At 72.0% G+C, this 22,667-nt stretch carries 19 protein-coding genes and 1 tRNA gene; 15 read left to right on the top strand and 5 right to left on the bottom strand.

Annotated features, from left to right (window positions below; genetic code table 11):
- Nucleotides 1-83: 83 nt before the first annotated feature.
- A complete protein-coding gene (locus tag O7608_RS14295; protein WP_289210435.1) occupies nt 84-1,010 on the top strand; it encodes a DUF559 domain-containing protein in 927 nt (308 codons plus the stop codon).
- A gap of 79 nt (nt 1,011-1,089) precedes the next feature.
- Here O7608_RS14295 and O7608_RS14290 read toward each other — a convergent pair whose 3' ends face one another.
- Nucleotides 1,090-3,159: a prolyl oligopeptidase family serine peptidase gene (locus O7608_RS14290; protein ID WP_289210434.1), complete on the bottom strand. Its 2,070-nt coding sequence runs from the start codon at nt 3,157-3,159 to the stop codon at nt 1,090-1,092.
- 168 nt (nt 3,160-3,327) lie between these two features.
- Here O7608_RS14290 and O7608_RS14285 point away from each other — a divergent pair, with 168 nt between their 5' ends.
- Entirely contained in the window at nt 3,328-4,920 is a 1,593-nt protein-coding gene (locus tag O7608_RS14285; protein WP_289210433.1) for a restriction endonuclease, read from the top strand.
- Between the two features lie 30 nt (nt 4,921-4,950).
- Here the strand turns inward: O7608_RS14285 and O7608_RS14280 are convergent, their stop codons facing one another.
- Nucleotides 4,951-5,709: an SDR family oxidoreductase gene (locus O7608_RS14280; RefSeq protein ID WP_289210432.1), complete on the bottom strand. Its 759-nt coding sequence runs from the start codon at nt 5,707-5,709 to the stop codon at nt 4,951-4,953.
- A 163-nt stretch (nt 5,710-5,872) separates the two neighbouring features.
- Here O7608_RS14280 and O7608_RS14275 point away from each other — a divergent pair, with 163 nt between their 5' ends.
- The gene (locus O7608_RS14275) at nt 5,873-6,283 is read left to right on the top strand and encodes a hypothetical protein (RefSeq protein ID WP_289210431.1); all 411 of its coding nucleotides are present in this window, start codon (nt 5,873-5,875) and stop codon (nt 6,281-6,283) included.
- 145 nt (nt 6,284-6,428) lie between these two features.
- Nucleotides 6,429-7,190: a hypothetical protein gene (locus tag O7608_RS14270; RefSeq protein WP_289210430.1), complete on the top strand. Its 762-nt coding sequence runs from the start codon at nt 6,429-6,431 to the stop codon at nt 7,188-7,190.
- Nucleotides 7,191-7,229: 39 nt separating this feature from the next.
- On the opposite strand, the gene O7608_RS14265 is transcribed toward O7608_RS14270, so the two are convergent.
- Nucleotides 7,230-8,486, bottom strand: a complete 1,257-nt coding sequence (locus O7608_RS14265; RefSeq protein ID WP_289210429.1) for a D-arabinono-1,4-lactone oxidase — start codon at nt 8,484-8,486, stop codon at nt 7,230-7,232.
- Between the two features lie 113 nt (nt 8,487-8,599).
- Here O7608_RS14265 and O7608_RS14260 point away from each other — a divergent pair, with 113 nt between their 5' ends.
- Nucleotides 8,600-9,604, top strand: coding sequence for a 2-hydroxyacid dehydrogenase (locus tag O7608_RS14260; protein ID WP_289210428.1), 1,005 nt, complete (start codon nt 8,600-8,602; stop codon nt 9,602-9,604).
- A gap of 149 nt (nt 9,605-9,753) precedes the next feature.
- Nucleotides 9,754-10,716 carry a discoidin domain-containing protein gene (locus tag O7608_RS14255; RefSeq protein WP_289210427.1) on the top strand — a complete coding sequence of 321 codons (963 nt, stop codon included), beginning with the start codon at nt 9,754-9,756 and terminating at the stop codon, nt 10,714-10,716.
- 5 nt (nt 10,717-10,721) lie between these two features.
- On the opposite strand, the gene O7608_RS14250 is transcribed toward O7608_RS14255, so the two are convergent.
- The gene (locus O7608_RS14250) at nt 10,722-11,981 is read right to left on the bottom strand and encodes a bifunctional glycosyltransferase family 2/GtrA family protein (protein WP_289210426.1); all 1,260 of its coding nucleotides are present in this window, start codon (nt 11,979-11,981) and stop codon (nt 10,722-10,724) included.
- Nucleotides 11,982-12,170: 189 nt separating this feature from the next.
- Entirely contained in the window at nt 12,171-14,348 is a 2,178-nt protein-coding gene (locus O7608_RS14245; protein WP_289210425.1) for an ArnT family glycosyltransferase, read from the bottom strand.
- A 224-nt stretch (nt 14,349-14,572) separates the two neighbouring features.
- Between O7608_RS14245 and O7608_RS14240 the strand changes: the two genes are divergently transcribed.
- The 9 genes from O7608_RS14240 (at nt 14,573) to O7608_RS14200 (ending at nt 22,526) form a co-directional block, all read left to right on the top strand.
- Nucleotides 14,573-15,493: a ribokinase gene (locus tag O7608_RS14240; RefSeq protein ID WP_289210424.1), complete on the top strand. Its 921-nt coding sequence runs from the start codon at nt 14,573-14,575 to the stop codon at nt 15,491-15,493.
- Nucleotides 15,490-16,518: an ABC transporter permease gene (locus tag O7608_RS14235; protein WP_289210423.1), complete on the top strand. Its 1,029-nt coding sequence runs from the start codon at nt 15,490-15,492 to the stop codon at nt 16,516-16,518. The genes O7608_RS14240 and O7608_RS14235 overlap by 4 nt, the downstream gene beginning before the upstream one ends.
- A 55-nt stretch (nt 16,519-16,573) precedes the next feature.
- Nucleotides 16,574-17,599 (top strand): substrate-binding domain-containing protein, encoded by a 1,026-nt coding sequence (locus O7608_RS14230; protein ID WP_289210422.1) that lies wholly within the window; start codon nt 16,574-16,576, stop codon nt 17,597-17,599.
- Between the two features lie 6 nt (nt 17,600-17,605).
- Nucleotides 17,606-19,171 (top strand): sugar ABC transporter ATP-binding protein, encoded by a 1,566-nt coding sequence (locus O7608_RS14225; protein WP_289210421.1) that lies wholly within the window; start codon nt 17,606-17,608, stop codon nt 19,169-19,171.
- Complete coding sequence (gene rbsD / locus O7608_RS14220; RefSeq protein WP_289210420.1) at nt 19,168-19,623, top strand: D-ribose pyranase; 456 nt, start codon at nt 19,168-19,170, stop codon at nt 19,621-19,623. The genes O7608_RS14225 and rbsD overlap by 4 nt, the downstream gene beginning before the upstream one ends.
- 100 nt (nt 19,624-19,723) lie before the next feature.
- Entirely contained in the window at nt 19,724-20,431 is a 708-nt protein-coding gene (gene deoC / locus O7608_RS14215) for a deoxyribose-phosphate aldolase (protein WP_289210419.1), read from the top strand.
- A gap of 73 nt (nt 20,432-20,504) precedes the next feature.
- A complete protein-coding gene (locus tag O7608_RS14210) occupies nt 20,505-21,272 on the top strand; it encodes a GntR family transcriptional regulator (RefSeq protein WP_289210418.1) in 768 nt (255 codons plus the stop codon).
- A gap of 182 nt (nt 21,273-21,454) precedes the next feature.
- Nucleotides 21,455-22,276, top strand: a complete 822-nt coding sequence (locus O7608_RS14205) for an alpha/beta fold hydrolase (protein WP_289210417.1) — start codon at nt 21,455-21,457, stop codon at nt 22,274-22,276.
- Nucleotides 22,277-22,452: 176 nt separating this feature from the next.
- Nucleotides 22,453-22,526 (top strand) — tRNA-Ile (locus tag O7608_RS14200).
- Nucleotides 22,527-22,667 lie beyond the last annotated feature (141 nt).

The raw sequence follows: 22,667 nt of genomic DNA, 5'->3' as shown, positions 1-22,667 counted from the left end.
GACGCACCGACCGGGTGCGGGAGCGCCGGTAGCTGTCACGATCGGGACAGCGTCGCCGCGTCACGCCGGGCAGGATCGGGCGGATGTCGCGCCGGGCCCACGTACCGCAGCAGTTGCGGTTCGCACCGTTCCGGGGCAGCGCCGCTGTCGCCGACGGACTGCTGACCCAGCGAATGCTCGCCGGCCCGACCTGGCGACGCATGTTCCAGGACGTCTACCTTCATGCGGCGGCGGCCGACAACGCCGATCATCGGACCTGGTGCGAAGCGGCGGCGCTGTGGCTGCCGGCAGGTGGCGCGATCGCCGGGCTGAGCGCCGCGTACCTGTGGGGTGTCGATCTGCTTCCCCGCGACGCGCCGGTCTCCGTCGCCGTACCACCCGGGTCACGGATCCGGCAGCCCGATCGGATGGTGGTACGGCGCGTCCGGCTCCCGGCAGGGGATGTGACCCGGTTCGGCGGCCTGCCGGTCACCACCGGCCTCCGCACGGCGTTCGACCTCGGCGCTCACCCGTCCCGTACCGATGCGCTGGTCGCCGTCGATGCGCTGCTGCACCGGCGGGTGGTCAAACTGCCCGCGTTGTGCGGGTTGGTCGAGGAACGGGCGGGCTGGCCAGGAGTACGTCGGTTGCGGGAGCTGCTGCCGCTGGCCGAGCCGCGCACCGAGTCGCCGATGGAGACGAGGTTGCGGCTGCTGCTGCACGACGCCGGCCTGCCACCTCCGGTCGCCCAGCACGAAGTGCTGGACCCGCTCGGCCGGCTCGTCGCCCGGGTCGACTTCGCGTATCCGCGGTGGCGACTGGCGATCGAGTACGAAGGTGATCACCATCGGGAGCGGGCGCACTACCAGCAGGACGTTGCCCGGTTCAATGCGCTACGTGACTGCGGGTGGCTGGTCCTGCGGTTCACCGCCGACGATGTCCTGCGGCACCCGGACCGCACCGCTCGGCAGGTCGCCTCAGCGCTCTCGCGACGACGACGCCACCGCAACGACGACGCGGTTTCTACATAGCATACGAATTGATGCGCTCTGAACGTATGCCATGTAGAAAACGCGGTGGCATCCCACCGCCGGCCAAGCGGTGTGGCGGTCACCGCTGGCCGGTCAGGGTGCGCCGGACGAACTCCAACAGCAGCGCCCATTTGAACGCCGCCTGGCCGTTGTCCGCCGCTGCCGAGTGTCCACCTTCGATGTTCTCGTGATAGGTGACGTCGTAGCCGTACTCCCGCAGCCGGGCGACCATCTTGCGGGCGTGACCGGGGTGCACCCGGTCGTCGCGGGTCGAGGTGAGAAACAGCGACGGCGGGTACGCTTGGGCGGGACGGACGTTCTGGTACGGCGAATACTCCCGCAGGAACGCCCAGTCGTCGGGGTCGTCCGGGTCGCCGTACTCGGCCATCCAGGACGCCCCGGCGAGCAGCTTGTGGTAACGGCGCATGTCCAGCAGCGGCACCTGGCCGACGACCGCGCCGAACAGCTCGGGGTAGCGGGTCAGCATCACCCCCATCAGCAGCCCGCCGTTGCTGCCGCCGTAGCAGCCGAGCCGGTCCGGGGTGGTCAGACCCCGGGCGACCAGGTCGGTGGCGACGGCGGCGAAGTCCTCGTACGCCCGGGGCCGTTCGCCGCGCAGCGCGGCGGTGTGCCAGCGGGGTCCGTACTCGCCGCCGCCGCGGATGTTGGCGACCACGAAGCTGCCGCCCCGGGCCAGCCAGCCGGTGCCGATGACCCCGCTGTAGGCCGGTGTCCAGGAGATCTCGAAGCCGCCGTACCCGGTCATCAGGGTGAGCCCGGCGGCGGACCCGGACCCGGCAGAACCGGCGGATTCGGCACCGGTGACCAGGAAGTACGGCACTTCGGTGCCGTCGTCGGATACCGCGAAGAACTGCCGGACGGTCATCGCGTCGGCGTCGAAGAAGGCCGGCCCGGTCTTGACCGGGCGCACCGGGCCGTCGACGCTGCCGTGCAGCAGGGTCGGCGGGCGGGTGAACCCGGAGGTGTCGAGCAGAAACTCGTCGCCGAGATCCGGTTCGGTGTCGGCGATGTCGGTGTGGTCGAACCCGCCAGCGTCGGGCAGCGTCCGCCGCTGCCAGCCGTCGTCGCCCGGCGTCAGTACGGTGATCTCGCTGCGGACGTCGGTGAGGGTGACCAGCAGCAGGTGGTTGCGGGTCCAGGCGTGGTAGCTGAACGCGGTGTGCTCGGTGGGGGCGAAGACTGTGGTCAGCTCGCGCTTGCCGGCGAGGAACTCGTCGACCGGGGTCACCAGCACCGCCCCGGCCGGGTGGGTGACGTCCCCGGCCTGCCACGGGCTGCGCAACTCGATCAGCAGCCACTGCCGGTGCAGGTCGATCTCGGCGTCGTCGGGTACGTCGAGCGGCTCCCACTCGCCGTCGCCGCGTGGCAGGTAGGTCCGGCTGCGGAAGAACTCGGTACGCCGTACCGCCAGGTCACGTTCGTAACCGGGGGTCGGGTCGTGGATGACGGAGACGGTGACGTCGTCGGTCTCGCCGGCGAAGGCCACCGGGGCGTCGGCGAGCGCGGTGCCGCGTCGCCACCGGCGGACGGTCCGGGGGTAGCCGGAGGTGGTCAGGGTGCCCTCGCCGAAGTCGGTGCCGACGTAGATGTGGTCGACGTCGATCCAGCAGACGCTGCTCTTGGCCTGCGGCACGACGAAGCCGTCCGGGACGAAGGCCCGGGTGGTGAGGTCGAATTCGCGAACAACCGCGGCGTCGGAGCCGCCCCGGGACAGAGTGATCAGGGCCCGGTCGTACGCCGGCCGCAGCACCTGGGCGCCCTTCCAGACCCAGCTCTCGCCTTCGACGCGGGCGAGCTCGTCGAGGTCCAGCAGGACCTCCCAGTCCGGCTGCGCCGCCCGGTACTGCGCGAAGGTGGCCCGCCGCCACACCCCGCGCGGATGGTCGGCGTCCTGCCAGAAGTTGTAGAGGTACTCACCGCGCCAGGTCGGGTCGGGAATCTTCTCCGCCGAGTCGAGCACCTGTTTGATCCGGTCGCGCAGCACGCCGAACCCGGGATCGTCGGTCCAGGCGGCCGTGGTGGCGGCATTGCTGGCCCGGACCCAGTCCAGCGCCGCGTCGCCGTGCACATCCTCCAGCCACAGGTACGGGTCGTCGTCGCCCGCCGCGTCGTGGTCCTGCTCCGCCACCGGTCCGCCCTCCCCTGCCCCGGACCGCTCTCCGGGGTACGCACCAGGATAGGCAAACCCGTCGTACGGCACGGACCGCCCGGGCGGTGGAGACTGGACGCTACTGTGACGGTCGGACAAGATTGACGCACGTCCAGTGACGGGCCGGCGCGACGATCGGGGTCGACAATGAGCAGCATGCGGGAGGCGCAGCGGGCGCACGCACAGCAGGTGCACGCCCAGCACCGCACCCAGGCCTTCGCCTACCGGCAGCACCAGCAGATGCTGTGGGAGGCGGAGAACGCCCGGCAGGCCGCCGAGCGGGCCGCCGCCGACGACGAACGCCAGCGCAAACGCCTGTACACCGAGGCCCGTGCGGCCAAGGTCGCGGCGGCCAACGCGAATCTGCGCTCCCGGGTGGCGGAGTTGGAGGACCTGCTCGCCGACACCCTCGCCGTCGACGACCACATCGACCTGAACCGGCTCAAGCGCACCGCCGCACCGCCGCCGTTCGACCCGGGCCCACTCGCCGTGGCGCTGACCCCGCCGAAGTGGTCCGACTTCGCGCCACCGGCACCGGCCGGGCTGGGCAAGATGTTCGGCGGCGAGGTCCGCCACCAGCAGTTCCTCGCCGAGGCACAGCAGGCGTTCGCGCAGGCCACCGCCGACCACGAGGCGGCGGAGGCGCAGCGCCAACGACGGCTCGCCGCCGCCGAGGAGCGCTACCGTGAGCAGTGCGAGAAGCTGGCCGCCAAGGCCGCCGCACACAACGCCGCGATCGACCGCTTCTCCGCCGTCTTCGCCGCCGCCGATCCCAAGGCCGTCGTCGAGTACTTCGGACTGGTGCTGGGCAACTCGGTCTACCCGGACGACTTCCCGCAGCGGTACCGGCTGGCGTACCTGCCCGAGTCCCGGCAACTGGTGGTGGAGTACCAACTGCCGACGGTCGAGGTCATCCCCCGGGTGCGCGAGTACCGCTTCCAGCCGGCCGAGGACGAGGTGACCGCGGTGGGCCGCCCGGCGGACGAGATCGCCCAGCGGTACGCCGACGTGGTCACTCAGATCACCCTGCGCACCGTGCACGAGCTGTACGAGGCCGACCGTACCCGGCTGGTCGAGACGGTCTGTCTCAACGGCATCGTCGACACCCTGGACCCGGCCACCGGGCGGCGGGCCCGCCCCTGCCTGGTCAGTCTCCGGACCACCCGCGACGAGTTCGTCGCGATCAACCTCGCCAAGGTCGACCCGGCCGCCTGTCTGCGTCGACTCGACGCCCGGCTCTCCGCCCGCCCGGCCGAGTTGGCACCGGTGTCGGCCGTGGTCGACTTCGACCAGGTCGACAAGCGGTTCGCCGACGAGATCGACGTCCTCGCCGACCTCGACCAGCGGCCCAACCTGCTGGCCATGCCGGCTGAGCAGTTCGAGCAGCTGATCGCCGACCTGTTCGTCAAGCTCGGGTTGCAGATGCGGCAGGTACGCACCACCGCCGACGGCACGGTGGAGTGCCTGGCGCACGACCCGCGACCGTTGTTCGGCGGCACCGTGGTCGTACTGGCCCGACGCGGCGGTGGCACCGTCGACGTCTCGGCGGTGCGTGACCTGTTCGGAGTCGTCCAGGCGGAGAACGCGTCGAACGGCATCCTGGTGACCACTGCCGGCTATACGCCGGCGGCGCACGACTTCGCCTCCGGCAAGCCGTTGGAGCTGATCGACGGTTCGGCGTTGCTGCACATGCTCGCCGAGGCTGGCGGGGTCAAGGCACGGATCGACAGCCGGACCTGAGCGCCACCGCCGGGACGGCCCGACACCGGATCAGGCGGTGTGGCCGCCGTTGACGGTGATCCGCTGCCCGGTGACGAAGGCGGCGCCGGGCGAGGCCAGATAGCAGACCGCCGCCGCCACCTCGTCCGGCGTACCGATGCGCCGCAGCGGCACCTCTGCGGCGTACCCGCGCAGTGCCTCGTCGGTGGTGCCGGCGTGCCGCTCCACCGGGATCCACCCCGGCGCGACCAGGTTGACCGTGATGTTCGACGGGCCCAGCTCCCGGGCCCAGGTACGGGTGAGGCCGACCTGCGCGCCCTTGGCGGCGGCGTACGCCGACCAGCCGGGAGTGCCCCGGTCGAACATGTCCGAGCCGATCTGGACGACCCGTCCACCGCCGGCCGCCCGCATCCCCGGCAGCACCGCCTGCACCAGCAGGGTCGGGCTCTTGACGAAGAACGTCAGCTGGTCCAGGTGGTCCTGCCAGGTCAGCTCCTCGACCGGCCGTTGCGGCTGCGGGCCGGTGGCATTGGCCACCAGCACCCGGACCGGGCCGAGTCGCGCGGCGACCGCCGCCACCAACTGCGCCACCTCGGCTTCGTCGGTCACGTCGGCGCCGAACGCATCGGCGGTGCCGCCGGCGGCCCGGATGTCCGCCACGACGGCGGCCGCGCCGGCCGTGTCCGACCGGTAGTTGACCGCCACCGCCCACCTGTCGGCGGCCAACGCCCTGGCCATGACCGCCCCGAGCCCCCGGGACGCTCCGGTCACCAGCGCGGTACCCCTGCGTACGGTCCTGTCGTCTGTCACCGGCCCATCCTCCCCTGCCGGGCGGGCGGGCCCGCCGCCTCCCTGCCCAGGCCCGCCGCCTCCCAGCCCAGGTCGGTGGGCCCGCCGTCGACGCCGGTGGACCGCCCGTCGGCTGCGTCACGCTCGACGCCGGCGTCCCCGGCGACGCGTTACATTTGTCGGCATGTCAGGCGACGCCGCGCACCGTGCACCACTGTGGTGGGTGGCACGATGGTGCGGCCGGGCCCTGACCTACCTGGCTCTCGCGGTCCTGGCGCTGTCCGCCGGCGCCGGTGAACAGCCGTACGGGTGGCCACCGGCGGGCGCCACGGTGCAGGTGAGCACCCTGGCGGCGCCGACCGTCGGCATCGCCGCCACGCCGCACCAGGCGTCGGCGACCAGCCAGAGCATCCCCGTCACCCGGCAGGCGACGCCGGTCCACGGCGGTCCAGCCGCCGATGGGGCGCCGGAGGGCCTGCCGTCGGTGCCGACCGGGCCGGCCGACGTCGGCGCGACCTCCGCGTACGCCGCAGCGCCGGCACCGCCGCGTGCTCCGCCACCCCACGCCGACGGCACGCGACCGCAGGCCAACTGACATCTGCAGGCCAACTGACACCTGCTGACCGGTTACGCCCCCGTCCTGCCGCCCACGCTCCGGCGCCGCGCCCGTGCCGACCTGTGCCCGGCGGTGACGCCGCCCCTCCTGTTCGCCGTGACCGATGAGGTGACCGTTGACCGACATGGCACTCCACCAGTTTCTTCTTGACGTGGCTCTGGCAGGTGTCGCCGGGACCGTGCTGCTACTGGCCGCCGCCGGCGCGCTGGTCCTGCTCACTCTCCGTACCCGTTCGGCCGGCGGGGTCGGTCCCCGCCCGGGGCGGCGGAGCCGGCGGGTGGCGCAGGCCCGCGACGCCTACCGCTACGCCGGCGAGGTCGCCGTCGCCGCCGCCCGGGCCGAGCGGACGGTACGCCGCCGACACGACCAGTGGCAGCAGGACCACGCCGCTCTCGACGCCGCCTGGCAGGACTTCGACGCCGCCGACCGGGCGGTACGGCGGCTGGCCGCCGCCGCCACCCTGCCGGCTCCGACCACCGACCGGACCCCGGCCGAGTACGCCGACCGGGAACGTCACCTGCACCGGGCGGCGATGGCCGCGTACTGGCGCCGTGAGCTGACCGTACGGCAGCTGACCGACGCGCTGGCCAACCGCAACGGCTGGGATCCGCGCCGGCATCCGGTGGAGCAGGAGCTGGCGCTGCGCGCAGCGATCCGCGACGAGCGCTACCGGCAGTACCGGGCCGTCGTCGAACGGGAACGCGGCGCCTGGCAGGCGGTGGAGTCGGCCCGTACCGCCGCCCGCAGCCTACGGGCGGAGGCGGTCGCCGCCGACGCCCTCGCATGGCGGCTGCGCCGGTGGCGGCCCCGGGCCGCCGATCCGGTCACCGCCGCCGGCGGCGGTGCGACCGCCGCCATCGGGGCAACCGGCTGGCAGCCGGCGTGAACCCGCTGGTCGGCGCGGGTGCTGCCGACGGCCGGCCGGTCAGCGGGGGAAGTAGCGGTCCAGGAAGTCGTTGTGGAACACCCCGGCCGGGTCGTAGCGGACCAACAGGTCGGCGAAGTCGGACCACCGCTCGTAGCGGCCGGCGAGCACGTCGGCGTCGACGGTGAACAGTTTGCCCCAGTGCGGCCGGGGCGCGTACGGCGCGAGTACCTGCTCGATGGCGGTGACCACCGGCAGCACCGCCGTGGTGTCGGCCACCCAGGTGAAGTGGATCGCGACGGCGTCGCGCCGGTAGTTCATGCTCAGCCACAGTTCGTCGGCGGCGACCGTACGGATCTCGCAGGTCTGCAGCACCGGGGCGATCCGCTCCCGCAGCCCGGCCACCGCGTCGAACGCGGCCACCACGTCGTCGGCCGGCACCAGCCACTCCGACTGCAGTTCGGCACCGCTGCTCGGGGTGAAGTCCAGCCGGAAGTGCGGCAGCCGGTTGTGCCACGGGCCGGCCACCCCCAGCTGGCTGGTGCAGTTCTCGGCCGGCATCCCGGGCACCGGGTGACGCGGCCCGTCGGCCGCCGTCAGCCCCCACCCGTCGGCGTCCACCGGGGCAGCGTCGGCGTCGGTACGCCGTTTCACCCACACCTGGTCGACGTCGGTGCTGCTCCAGTCGGTGAACAGGCTGACGCTCCAGCCGCTGGCCGCGATCTGCGGCCAGTGGGCGACGAGTGCGTCCCGGGTGAGCCCTTCGTAGACGTACTGCGCCACATCGAAGGTCGGCTGGATCGCGAGCGTGACGCTGGTGACGACGCCGAGTCCGCCGAGGCTGACCACCGCGCCGGCGAAGTCCGGGTGGGTGTGGTCGAGCCGGACCAGGTCGCCGTCGGCGGTCACCAGGTCCAGCGCACGCACCGCCGTGGCGAGGTTGCCGTTGTGCTGGCCGGAGCCGTGGGTGGCGGTGGCGCAGGCCCCGGCGACGGAGATGTGTGGCAGCGAGGCCAGATTGTGCAGCGCGTAGCCGTGGGCGTGCAGATGCGCGGCGAGTTCGCCGTAGCGGATGCCGCCGCCGGCGGTCACTGTCGACGACGCGGCGTCGATGGTCACCTCGGTCGGCAGGTTGGCCAGGCTGACCAGGTCGCCGTCGGTGTCGGCGAGCCGGTTGAACGAGTGCCCGGTGCCGAGCACCCGCAGCCGGTCCGCCCCGGCCACGATCCGCCGCAGTTCCTCGACGCTGCCCGGACGGTGGATCTGGCGCGCGGCGAAGGTGACATTGCCCGCCCAGTTGGTGACCGCTGCGGTCATCGGCCCGCACCCCTCTCCCCGACCCCGCTCACCGTACCCTGGATGCGATCCGTCCTCGGGGCGGTCCGGTCGGTGGACCGGTGACCACGACGGTCGAGCACGGAGGTGGCGTCATGCGCGTGGCGGTGTTCAGCACGAAACCGTACGACACGCGGTTCCTGACCGAGGCGAACGCGGCGGCCGGGCACGACCTGGTGTTCCTGGAGCCGAGGTTGTCCCCGGAGACCGCGCCGTTGGCCGCCGCTGCCGACGCGGTCTGTGCCTTCGTCAACGACGACCTCAGCGCGCCGGTGCTGGAAACGCTGGCGCACGGCGGGGTCCGGCTGATCGCGCTGCGCTCGGCCGGGTTCAACCACGTCGATCTGGCGACCGCGCGGCGGCTCGGGCTCACCGTCACCCGGGTGCCGGGCTATTCGCCGTACGCGGTCGCGGAGCACTGCGCCGGGCTGGTCCTGGCCCTCAACCGCAAGATCCACCGGGCGTACAACCGGGTACGGGAGCACAACTTCGCCCTCAACGGGCTGCTCGGCTTCGACCTGCACGGGCGGACCGTCGGCGTGGTCGGCACCGGCAAGATCGGCGTACGGTTCATCCGGATCATGGCGGGTTTCGGCTGCCGGGTGATCGCCGCCGACCCGTACCCGGCGGACGAGGCGGTCGCCGCCGGGGCCAGCTACGTACCGTTGCCGACCCTGCTCGCCGAGTCGGACATCATCACCCTGCACTGTCCACTCACACCCGAGACACATCACCTGATCGACGAGGAACGGATCGCGCAGATGCGCGACGGCGTGATGCTGATCAACACCAGCCGGGGCGCGCTGGTGGACACCGCCGCCGTCATCCGGGGGCTCAAGAGCGGCAAGATCGGCTACCTGGGGCTGGACGTGTACGAGGAGGAAGCCGATCTGTTCTTCGAGGACCTGTCCGACCAGATGCTGCGCGACGACCTGTTCTCCCGGCTGGTGACCTTCCCGAACGTGCTGATCACCGGCCATCAGGCGTTCTTCACCGAGGAGGCGCTGCACAACATCGCCGCGACCACTGTCGCCAGCCTCACCGCCTTCGAGCGGGAGGGTTCCGCCGCCCGGATCGCACCCGACGCGCTGGTGCACTGAGCCGGGGCCGCCGTGCCGTCCACTGCGCTGATTCCTACCTACGGTTGCGCCATCACCCGGGTCGCTTGCTGACTTGCCTGGTTGTTCGTCCGATATGCCCGTCCGCACGTACCGGGCGGCGGTGGTGTCGGCAGTCGCGGGGAGTCATCGTGTCCGTAGAGGAAGAACCGCCGGACGGTCCGGTCGCCAGGCGCGCCAGCGCGTACACCGGTGACCGGGCACACGCCTTGCGGACGTTGTTCCCCGCCGCCACCGCACGCCGGGCGAGACAGGCGCCAGCTCAGCCAGCGGCGCACCAGCCCGTGCCGAAGCCGGCGCAGCCGACGCCGAAGCAGCCAGCGGCAGCGCAGCCGGGCGCGGTGGCGGACACCGGGACGGACCGACCCGGCGGACGCCGACGGCTGCTGCTGCTGTGCTCCGCAGGGGCACTGGTCGCCGTGACGGCGGCCCTGCTGTGGTGGATTCCCCGCGACGACCCGCCCGCCGACGCACCACCGCCGGACCCGCTATCTGCGGTCGCACCGCAGGTCTCTGCTGCGGCCGTCACCCCGCCCGGCTCCACCGGACCGACGGCACCAACGGCGGAGGCGACACCGGTGCCGCCGTCACCCGGTCCGACGGTGTCGACACCACCGGACCGGTCGGCCACGCCGGCCGCCGTACCGCCGCCGTCCGTACCACCGTCCGCGCCGACCGATCCCACGCCTCGGGCCGGACGCCCCAACCCGGACGGGCGCAACCTGGCGCTGCGACGTCCCGTCTCACCGTCCAGCGCGGAGGCTCCACATTTCGGGGCCTCCGCCGCCGTCGACGGCGACCTCGGCAGCCGGTGGAGCAGCGCGTTCCGCGACCCGCAGTGGATTGCGGTGGACCTCGGCGCGCTGTGGCGGATCCGCAGCGTCACGCTGCACTGGGAACACGCGTACGCCGTCGCCTACCGGGTGGAGACCTCGGCCGACGGCCGACACTGGTCGACCGGGTACGCGACCCGCACCGGCACCGGCACCGTCCATCTCGAACTGTCCGGGACCGACGCCCGCTACGTGCGGATGTCCGGCACGACACGCAACGGCCAGTACGGCTACTCCTTGCTGGAGTTCGAGGTGCGCTGACGCCGTCACCGCCGGTCAGCTGCCGCCGCCGGCCAGCGGCGGAACACCCAGCTGCGCAGCAGCAGGAAGCGCGCCACGGTGGCGGCGAGATTCGCCGCCACCAGCACCGCCACCTCGACGGCGCGACCGGCGGCTGGCACGGCGGCGTCGAGCAACGCCAGTGAGCCGCTGGTCAGCGCCAGCCCGACGGCGAACACCGCCAGGCCCTGCAGGTGGTGCCGGCCGACGCTGCCCCGTCCGCTGACGCCGAAGGTGAACCGGCGGTTCGCGGCCGTGTTGCCGACCGCAGTGATCAGCAGAGCCAGCAGGTTCGCCGACTGCGCCGGCAGACCGGCCCGCAACAGAGCGAAGATCACGACGTACGCCAGGGTGCTCGCCGCCCCGACCCCGGCGAACCGGATCAGCTGGCCGGTGAGCCCCTCACCGGCCGGCCGGCCCAGTTCGCGGCGGACCTCGGCCAGCGGCAGGGACCCGGTGGCCAGGTCCCGTCCCACCCGCGCCATCCCCTTGAGGTCCGCGATCGCGGTCGAGACGATGTCGACCCGGCTGTCCGGGTCGTCGACCCAGTCCACCGGGACCTCGTGGATGCGCAGTCCGGCGCGTTCGGCCAGGACCAGCAGTTCGGTGTCGAAGAACCAGCCGGTGTCGCGGACCAACGGCAGCAACCGGTCGGCAACGTCCTTGCGGATCGCCTTGAACCCGCACTGCGCGTCGGAGAACCGGGCGGCGAGGGCTCCGCGCAGCAGCAGGTTGTAGCCCCGGGAGATGATCTCCCGCTTCGCTCCCCGGACCACCCGGGAGCTGCGGGACAGTCGGCTGCCGATGGCCAGGTCCGAATGGCCGGAGATCAACGGCGCGACCAACGGCAGCAGTGCGGCGAGGTCGGTGGACAGGTCGACGTCCATGTAGGCGAGCACCGGAGCGGGCGAGGCGGACCAGACGGCGGCGAGGGCCCGGCCCCGGCCCTTCTGCGGCAGGTGCGCCACGACGACCCGGGGCAGGTCGTCGGCGAGGGCGGCGGCGACCTGGGCGGTACGGTCGGTGCTGGCGTTGTCCGCGATGGTGATCCGGAAGGGGTAAGGGAACGTCTCGACAAGGTGCTGGTGCAGTCGACGCACGCAGGGTTCGAGGTCGCGTTCCTCGTTGTGGACCGGAATCGTGACGTCGAGCACGGGCGGCGGGTCGGTGACGGACCCTGCCTCGTCGGACCGTGGTCGTGGACCGGTCAGCGCGGCGCCGTCGGCGGGAAGCATCGTGGTGGACATGCCTCGACGGTGCGGCGACGGGCTGGGCGGGCGTTCGGACCGGCCTGTGTCCCGGCTGTGCGACTGACGACGTTCAGGTGAACGCCCTCCAGGGTGGGACGGGACGGTTGAGCAGGTGGACGGCACGACGCCGCCCCGGCGGTCGCGGCTGCTGTGCCGTGACCGCCGGGGCGGCGTCGCCGGTGTCGTTCAGTCGGTCGCCGGTGCCGCTGCGCCGGCGGTGAGGTCGTACACGGTCACGCCACCGATCTCGGTCGCGGTGAAGGTCTGCGTCACCCAGGTCGCGATCTGGTCGGCGGTGTCGCTGCCCGAGTCGCTACGCGGCAGCGATCCGGCGATGAAGTAGTGGATCGCACCGTCGGCGACGTACTGCTGGAACTCGGCAAGGGTCGGTGACGGGTCGCTGCCATTGAACCCGCCGAGCGCCATCACCGGCTCCTCGGTGGCCAACTGGTAGCCGGCGGCGTTGTTGGCACCGACCGCTGCGGCGACCCAGGTGTACGCGTCGGCGTCGGTACGCAGCGCGGCCACGAGCTCCTCGGGGGCACTGGCGGCGTTCAGCAGTCCGCCCATTCCCCCGCCCGGTCCGGCCGTACCGCCGGTCGGGCCGCCCATCGCACCGCCGGTCGGGCCGCCCATGGTGCCGTCCGGCTGGCCACCAGCGGGGCCGCCGTCGGCGCCGCCGTCCCGGCCGGTGCCGTCGGGGGCACCGGCCCCGTCGGGTCCGCCCGCGCCGTCGGGCCCGCCGGCCCCGTCACGACCGCCGGCCCCACCCGGCCGGCCCATCCCGCCCGGCCCGGCCATCCCACTGGTGACGGCCGGACCCGCGCTGGGAATCGCTCCCGTGTGGGCGGTGGCGGCGGTCTGCACCGCGTACCCGGTCGGGCCGGCCAGCACCGCGATCAGCGCCGCACCGGCCGCGACCAGCCCGAACCGACCCGCCGACCGGCCTGCCAGCAGCAGTGCCACCACCGCGCCGGCGCCGAGCACCGCGACCGCGACGCGCAGCCAGGGCTGCCAGTCGGCGCTGCGGCTCAGCAGCGTCCATGACCAGGCGGTGCTGACCGCCACCGTGGCGGCGAGCAGCATTCTGATCCACAGCCGGTGGCGGCGCCGCCACAGGGTCGCCGCACCCATGCCGACCAGCGCGCCGACCGCCGGCGCGAGGGCCACCGTGTAGTACGCGTGGTAGATGCCAGCCATCAGGCTGAACACCAGACCGGTGGTGAGCAGCCACCCTCCCCAGAGGAGGAATCCGGCCCGTACCCGATCGGTGCGTGGGGCCCGCGCGCGCAGCACGAGCCCGGCGGCCAGCAGGATCAGCGCCGCCGGCAGCAGCCAGGCGATCTGTCCGCCGTTGTCGGCGTCGAACAGCCGGGCGAGGCCGGTCTGCCCCCAGCCGCCGCCACCACCGACCGAGCCGACCTGCTCCCCGGTGATCCGGCCGAGTCCGTTGTAGCCGAGGGTCAGTTCCAGGATGCTGTCGGACTGGGATCCGCCGATGTACGGGCGGTACCGCGCCGGGACGAGTTCGACGATCGCGATCCACCAGCCGGCGGCACCGACGATGGCGAGGCCGCCGAGCAGCAGGTGCAGGATTCGGCGACGGACCGGGGCCGGCGCGGCGATCAGGTACACCAGCGCGAAGGCCGGTACGACCAGCAGTGCCTGCAGCATCTTGGTGAGGAAGGCGAACCCGATCGCGGTGCCGGCCAGCAGCATCCATCGGGCGCTGGCGGTCTCCACCGCCCGGACGGTGGCGTACGCGGCGGCGACCAGCAGCAGCACGAGCAGCGCGTCCGGGTTGTTGAACCGGAACATCAGGACGGCGACCGGGGTGACGGCCAGCACGAGGCCGGCGATCAGGCCGGCGGCCGGCCCGTACCAGCGCCGGACGGTGGCGTACAGCAGACCGACCGCGGCGACGCCGGCCAGCGCCTGCGGCAGCAGGATCGACCACGAGCTGAGCCCGAACAGGCGTACCGACGATGCCATCAGCCACAGCGACGCCGGCGGCTTGTCGACGGTGATCGAGTTGGCGGCGTCGGAGGAGCCGAAGAAGAACGCCACCCAGCTCTGCGACCCGGCCTGGGCCGCCGCCGAGTAGTAGGCGTTGGCCCAGCCGGAGGCGTCCAGCCCGGTCAGGTAGAGGGCGGCGGTGGCCAGCAGCAGGGCACCCAGCGCGGGTCGGGCCCAGCGCGGCTCGCCCGGCGGGCCGTGGACCAGGCGTCGCCACCGGGTGGCCGGCTGATCGACGGTCGGCTGATCAGCGTACGGCCCTCCCGGCCCGGTGCCGGGTTGCGGACCAGGCGGTCCGTCCTGGCTCGGCGGTCCTGCCGGTACGGGAGCAGACAGTGTCGAGGTCATGCGTGAAGGTTCGGTCGGTCAGCTCGCCGGGCCGTGTGCGACGGCTGTGCGACGGCTGTGAACCTGCGGGCTCGTCCGCGACGAACTGGCATCTGATTTCAGTTCATATCGTTTGAATTACTGCAATGTTACGAAGAGTCGCCGCGCCGACCCTTGACACTGTCGCCGAGCAGTCCCTATGGTCAGTTGAGTTGTACATGGTTGTCCATGAACAAGAGGCCAGGATGAAGATAGCAGTAGTCGGGAGCTACGGTGCCGGACTCACCATGCGGGTGCCCCGGGTGCCGGTCGCCGGAGAGACCCTCACCGGCGGTGACTTCAGTTCCGGGCATGGCGGCAAGGGCTCCAACCAGGCGGTCGCCGCCGCTCGGCTCGGGGCACAGGTCAGCCTGCTGAGCGCGGTCGGACCCGACCAGTTCGGCACCGCCGCCCGACAGATGTGGGCCGAGGAAGGTGTGGACGCCACGGGGGTGCGCACCGCCGACGCCGCGACGATGGTCGGCGTCATCCTGGTCGACACCCACGGCGAGAACCGGATCGTCATCGCCCCCGGCGCCCTCGACCAGCTCACCACGGCCGACGTGGACCGGTTCGCCGACCGGATCACCGACGCCGACACCGTCGTCGTGTCACTGGAGATCCCACTGCCGGTGGCGACCGCCGCGCTGCGCCTGGCGCACGCGAACGGCGTACGAACCCTGCTCAACCCGGCACCCGCCGTCGAACTGCCGGACGAGGCCTGGGCGTGGATCGACGTGCTCACCCCGAACGCCAGCGAGGCCCAGGTGCTGACCGGCCACCAGCCGGACGGCAACGCGCACCCCGACGACCTCGTCGACCTCATCCGCACCCGGTACGCCGGTGCGCTGGTACTCACCCTCGGCGCCGCCGGTGCCGTCGTCGACCACGACGGGCGGCGCGTCGTCGTCGAACCGGTAACCGTGCCCCGGGTCGTCGACACCACCGGCGCCGGCGACGCCTTCACCGGCGCGCTCGCCGTCGGCCTGGCCCGCGGCGACACCCTCACCGACGCGGCCCGGTACGCCGCCGCCGCCGGCGCCCACGCCGTCGGCATCGCCGAGGTCGTCCCCGCACTCGCCTACCCCGACGACGTCGCGGCCCTGCTCAGGAGACGAGACCGATGACCCAGACGACCACCCCGGCGCCCCCGGTCGCCGTACCGGCCGCCCCACCCGCCAACCGGTCACCGCTGCGCCGATTCCTGCACGCCCGCGAGGCGAGCACCTTCGGCGCGTTGATCGTCCTGTTCGCCCTCGGTGCGTTCCTGGCACCCGGGTTCCTCGGCACCAACAACTTCCTCACCGTCGGCCAGCAGATCGCCCAGATCGGCATCATGGCCGTCGGCGTCACCTTCGTCATCATCAACGCCGAGATCGACCTGTCGGTCGGCTCGATCTACGGGCTCGGCGCCATCGTCTGCGGACTGCTGATGACCTCGGACGTCGCCTGGCCACTGGCCGCCCTCGGCGGGGTAGCCGCCGGCGCGCTCGCCGGCCTGCTCAACGGCCTGATGACCGTCGGTTTCGGCATCCCGTCGTTCATCGTCACCCTGGGCACCCTGAGCGTCTACCGTGGTGTCACGCTGCTGCTCAGCGGCGGCGCACCGATCTCCCTGTCCGCCCGGGAACCAGGCGTAGCCGAGTTCAACCTGCTCGGCCAGGGACGACTGTTCGGGCTGCTGCCGATGCAGCTGGTCATCTTCGCGACGGTCGCCGTCGTCTTCGCCATCGTGCTGTCGCGCTCCCGCTACGGCTTCAACACCTACGCGGTGGGTGGCAGCGCCGAAGCCGCCCGGCTCTGCGGCATCCGCACCGGCCGGGTCAAGGTCGCCGCTTTCACCATCTCCGGCACCCTGGCCGCCCTCGCCGGCGTACTCGGACTGTCGTTCCTGTCGTACGTGCAGGGCGTCACCGGCACCGGGATGGAGCTGACGGCGATCTCTGCGGTGATCATCGGCGGTGCCGCGCTGTTCGGCGGATCCGGCACCATGCTCGGCACCGTCATCGGCGTCGCCTTCATCGGTGTCCTGCAGAACATCCTCAACCTGCGCGGCATCTCGTCGTTCTGGCAGACCGTGGCCACCGGCGCGGTCATCATCCTCGCCGTCGCGGCCGACACCTGGCTGCGCAAGCGATCCGGTCGACGCTGACCCCGGTCCAGCTCACCACCCATCCACCCCGACACACCAGCAAGGAGCCTTCGACATGCGGTTCTCCCTCCGGCGACGCACCGCCTTCGCCGCCGTACTCGGCGCGAGCCTGCTCGCCGCCACCGCCTGCGGTGCGGTCACCCCGGCCACCGACTCCGACTCCGCCTCCGGCGACGGCGGCTTCCAACTCGCCGACTACATCCAGGAGGCGGTCGACAACGGCGACCAGCTGAAGATCCGGCTCAGCTACCACGACCCCTCGCTGGCGTTCGCCGTACCGATCCGCGAGGGCATGCAGCGGGCCGCCGCCGAACTCGGCGTCGAGGCCGAAATGATCGGACCCGCCGGAGGCAGTGCCGCCGACCAGGTCGCCGAGCTGCAGACGCTGATCAACCAGCGGCAGATCCACGGCCTGGCCGTCTCCTCGGCCAGCAACGACGCCCTGATGCCGGTCATCGCTCAGGCCTACGACGCGGGCATCCCGATCATCTCGTTCAACACGAACAACCCCGACTCGCAGCAGATGGGCTTCGTCGGACAGGACCTGGTCGCCTCCGGCGCCGCGCTGGCCGAGGAGCTGCTCGGCGTCCTCGACGGCCAGACCGGCAAGGTCGTCGTCGTCTCCGTCGACGCCGGTGCCGGCTGGTCCAACGACCGCTTCTCCGGCTTCCAGTCGGCCCTGGAGGCATCCGGGTTGGACATCGTCGGACCGGTGAACACCGGCAACGAGCCGAGCGCGGCGTACAACACGATCGAATCGACGATGGCGGCACAGAACGACGCGATCGCGCTGGTCTCCCTCGACTGCTGCAGCTTCACCGCCGGTGCGACCTGGCTCCAGCAGTCCGGTAACGCCGGAAAGATCCACTCGGTCGGCTTCGACGTCCAGCCGCAGACCGTCGAGTACCTCAAGGCCGGTGTGGTCGACCTGACCATCAGCCAGGCCCCGGCCGAGCAGGGCTACCAGGCCGTCAAGCTGCTCACCGACTTCCTCAGCGACGGCACCGCGATCAGCGACGTGGACACCGGCGTCCTGGTCGTCACCCCAGACAACGTCGACGACGTACCCGTGGAGGGCTGAGCCGATATGACCAGCCCGGCCACGATCAGCACCCCGACGGCCACCGCCGTCGCGGTGACCGGTCTGTCGAAGCACTTCGGACCAGTCCGTGCGCTGCACGACGTGACGATGGACGTCGCCGCCGGAAGCCTCACCGCCGTCATGGGCGAGAACGGTGCCGGCAAGTCGACGCTCATGAAGATCCTGGCCGGGCTGGACTCCCCCACCAGCGGGACCGTGCAGGTCGCTGACGAGCAGGTCACCCGGTTCGACCCGGCCAATCTGCTCAGTCGGCACCGGGTGGCCCTGGTGCCGCAGGAACTGGCCCTGGCCACCGACCGGACCGTCGCCGAGAACATCCTGCTCGGCGCGGAACCCGGCTCCCGCGTGTTCCCGAACCGGCGCCGCATGGACGACCGGGCCGCCGCGCTGCTCGACCGGCTCGGCGTACGGCTGGATCCCCGCCGTCGCGTCGGCGACCTCGACGCGGCCACCGGGCAACTAGTGGTCATCGCCAGGTCGTTGGCCCGCGACGCCCGCCTGGTGATCCTCGACGAGCCGACGTCGATCCTGTCGCCGGCCGAGTCCGATCGGCTGTTCCGGGTGATCCGCCAGCTGCGCGACGACGGCGTCACCATGCTGTACGTCTCACACCGGATGCCCGAGGTGTTCGCCCTGTCGCAGCACATCCACGTGCTGCGCGACGGTCGGCACGTCGGGCACTGGCCGACCGCCGACGTGACCCCCGACCAGGTGGTGGCGGCGATGGTCGGCCGGGAACTCGCCGGCGAACTCGACCGCGGCGGCGGACACGCCGCCCCGGCCGGCACCACCCCCCGGCTGCGGATGCGCGGCGTCACCGGCACGGGATTCACCGACGTCGACCTCGACGTCGCGCCCGGCGAGGTCGTCGGCATCGCCGGGCTACCCGACAGTGGACGGGTCGAGCTGCTGCGGGGCATCTTCGGCGCCGACCCGGTCAGCGGTGGTGACCTGCAGCTCGACGGCACGTCGTTCACCGCGCGTACCCCCCGCGACGCGATCCGCGCCCGGGTGGCGTACCTGCCCGGCGAACGTCGCCACCAGGGCGTCCTGCCGACGATGAGCGTCGCCGACAACATCAACATCCTGACCCTCGGTCGCCGGCAACGGTTCGGTCTGCTGCCCCGGCGTGCTCTGCGGCGCGACGCCGACACCCGGGTCCGCCAACTGCGGGTCAAGACCGCCGACTCCGCGCAGGGCATCACGCAGCTGTCCGGCGGCAACCAGCAGAAGGCGCTGCTCGCCCGCTGGCTGGCCATCGAGCCGCGGCTGATGCTGCTCGACGAACCCACCCGGGGCGTCGACGTCGGCGCCAAAGCGGAGATCTACCGGCTGTTCCGCGACCTTGCCGCCGATGGGGTCGGCATCGTCGTCTCCTCGTCGGACCTGCCCGAACTGCTCACCGTCAGCGACCGGATCGCGGTGCTGGCCGCCGGCCGGCTCGTCGGGGTCCTCGACGCCGACGACGCCACCGAGGAGAGGGTCATGGCGCTGGCCACCGGCGCCCACACCATGCCGGAGGGCACCCACATCATGAAGGAGAAGGCATGAAACGTCGAGGCATCCTCAACGCCGAACTGTCCGGGGCGCTCGCCACGCTCGGCCACACCGACCTGCTGCTGGTCGTCGACGCCGGGTTCCCGGTCCCCCGTACGGCGCACCGCGTCGACCTGGCCATCGCCGAGGACCTGCCCCGGCTGACCACGGTGCTCGACCTGATCGCCGACGAGCTCATCGTCGAAGGCGTGGTGTACGCCGAGGACGTCGCCACCCACAACGCCCCGCTGGCGGACTGGCTGGCCCGGCGCTTCCCCGGCGTACCGACGACCACCCGGGCCCACGCCGACGTCCTCGGCGAACTCGCCCAGCAGGCGAAGGTGATCGTACGGACCGGCGCGTTCAACCCGTGGGGCAACGTCGGCCTGGTCTGCGGGGTCGACGTACCCCGCTGGTTCGACGAGCCCGGTGTCGTCGTCCCCGACTACTACCGGGACCGGATGTAGCCGGTCCGTCCGCCGCGCAGGCGTACCGCACCGCCGGCCAGTCGCACTCCGCCACCTGCCGCACCGCCGCCAGCCGCACCAGATGAACCTTGGAGAGATCGTGATTCCTGCACCCCGCGCCGACATCGGGACGACCCCCGCAGCGTTGGCGCCCTACATCCAGCACACCCTGATCGAGGTCGGCACCACCCACGACCAGATCGTCGCCCACGCCGAGGAGACCGTCCGGTACGGCTTCAGCGCGGCGATGGTGGCCGGCTCGTGGGTCGCCGAAACCGCCGAGGTGCTGCGCGGCACCGGCGTCGAGGTCGCCTCGGCGTTGGACTTCCCCACCGTCGGCGTCACCACCAGCGCAGGCAAGGCCGCCGAGGCGGAGAGCCTGGTCCGGGCCGGTGCCCAGCAGATCGACATCGGCGTGCAGATCGGCTGGCTGAAGAGCGGCCGGTACGACGCGTTCCGCGACGACATCGCCGGGGTGGTCCGCGCGGCCGGGGTACCCGTCAAGGTGATGCTGGAACTGCCGCTGCTCACCCCGCAGGAACGCGACATCGCGGTCGAACTCTCCATCGAGGCGGGCGCGGCCTACCTGAAGAACGCCAGCAGCGGAGCTGTCGAGGTCGCCAACCCCGACAGCGTCGCCTACCTGGTGGCCCGGGCCCCGCAGGGCGTACTGGTCAAGGCGTCCGGCGGGATCAAGTCCTACCCTCAGGCCGTGGCGCTGCTCGACGCCGGGGCGGTGCTGTTGGGCACCAGCGCCGGGGTGGCTATCGTCACTGACCAGACCACCGCCGCGACGACCAGTTACTGACCCGCCGATCCTCTGTCCTGTGCGGACACCTGACCGGTGTCCGCACAGGATGGCATCATGACGATGAGGCGCCATGTCCGACCAGTTCAGCACCGCCGCACCGGCGGAGCGGCTCGACCGCGACGCCCCGGCACCGCTGCACGCCCAGGTGTCGGAGCAGATCCGCGCCCGGATCGTGTCCGGCGAGTGGCCGCCGCACTACCGGCTGCGCAGCGAACCGGAGCTGGCCGTCGACCTCGGCATCTCCCGTGGCACCCTGCGCCGTGCCCTCGCCACGCTGATCCGCGACGGGCTGCTGGTGCAGGTACGGGGGCGCGGCACCTACGTCACCTCCACCGCGATCGAACCGTCGATCGCGCAGAAACTCACCACCCTGTCCGAGGACTTCGCCCGGCAGGGGGTCACCGTCTCCACCCAGGTCCGCTCGCACCAGGTGATGGCCGCTCCGTCGCCGGTCGCCGCACTGCTCGACCTGCGCCCCGGGCAGTCGGTGCTGCGGCTGGAACGGCTCCGGGCCAGCACTGACGGGCCGGTCGCCTGGCTGGTCAACTACGTACGACTCGATCTGGCACCCGGCATCGAACACGCCGATCTCGCCGACCAGTCGCTGTTCGGGCTACTGGAGAACGAGTACCGGTTGAAGATCAGCACTGGTCGGCGTACCTTCACGGCGACCGCCGCGGCCGGTGACGTCGCCGTTGCGCTCGGCGTACCCGACGGGTTTCCGCTGCTCTACCTGGAGCAGATCACCTACCTTGACGACGGACGGCCGATCGAGTACTCCGACGTCTGGATTCACAGCGAACGGATGCGGGTCACCTCACTGCTGTCCCGGCGCTGACCCCGGAAATGTTTCGCGCCCACCGGCGGCCGGTTCCCCGGATCCGCCCATCCACGCCGGTTATCTGGCTCCCGCAGCGGAGACTCTAGTTCCTGTCCGACGGATGCTCCGCCCACCGCCACCGGCAACGCGGCCGGGACGCCGATGGGACGCCGAGCGCACCGAGAGTCAGGAGTGACGCCATGGGATACCTCACCATGTCCGACGGCACCCAGCTCTACTACAAGGACTGGGGCTCCGGCCCGGCAGTCGTCTTCTCCCACGGGTGGCCGCTGAACGCCGACGCCTGGGACGGACAGCTGCTTTTCCTCGCCCAACAGGGGTTCCGGGTCGTCGCCCACGACCGGCGCGGCCACGGCCGGTCCAGCCAGTCGCCGGACGGCAACGAGATGAACACGTACGCCGACGACCTGGCCACCCTCATCGAGGCACTCAGCATCACCGACGCGACCCTGGTGGGCCACTCCACCGGCGGCGGTGAGGTCGCGCGCTACATCGGCCGCTACGGAACCGACCGGGTCTCCAAGGCCGTGCTGATCTCCGCCGTACCGCCGATCATGGTGCAGACGCCGGACAACCCCGACGGGCTGCCGCTGGCGGTGTTCGACGAGATGCGGGCCACGCTGGCCGCCGACCGTTCGCAGTTCTACCAGGACCTGGCGTTGAAGTTCTTCGGCGCCAACCGGCCCGGGGCGACGGTCTCCAAGGGCGTGCTGGACCAGTTCTGGGCCTGGAGCATGCAGGCCGGCCTGTGGAACGTGTACCAGTGCGTCTCGGCCTTCTCGGAAACGGACTTCCGTGACGATCTGGCCGCCTTCGACATTCCCACACTGGTCATCCAGGGCGACGACGACCAGATCGTGCCGATCCGCAACGCGTCGATGAAGACCGCACAGATGGTGCCGGGTGCGCAGGAGGCGTACTACCCGGGTGCCCCGCACGGCATCACCGCCACCCATCAGGACCAGGTCAACCAGGATCTGCTCACCTTCCTGAAGAGCTGACCCGGGGTGGCGCGCCGGGGACGAACGATCGGCTCCGGCAGGTACGGGTGGTCCGTCGGCGACGGACCACCCGTACTCCGTCATTCGCCGCGTCCGCGGCGCGCCAGTCGCGCCCGCGGACGCTACCGATGCGGGTACGCCCGACAGCGCGGGCACCGGATAGGATTCACCCCGCCGGGGCGGTAGCTCAGCCGGTCAGAGCAGGGGACTCATAATCCCTCGGTCGCGGGTTCGAGCCCCGCCCGCCCCACCTCACGCGATACCCAACGGGGGTAGGGGTCGCAGAGATGCAGGCCACGGCCGCTGTCGTGGCCGCCCTGTCGTACGGCGACCGGGCTCCGCGCCGGGGATTCGTGGGTCAGCCCTGGCCGGGCTCGCTACGGGTAGCCCT

The sequence above is a fragment of the Solwaraspora sp. WMMA2056 genome (assembly GCF_030345095.1).
In the GTDB taxonomy this organism is placed as follows: Bacteria; Actinomycetota; Actinomycetes; order Mycobacteriales; family Micromonosporaceae; genus Micromonospora_E.
This window is presented reverse-complemented; position numbering and strand designations above follow the sequence as displayed.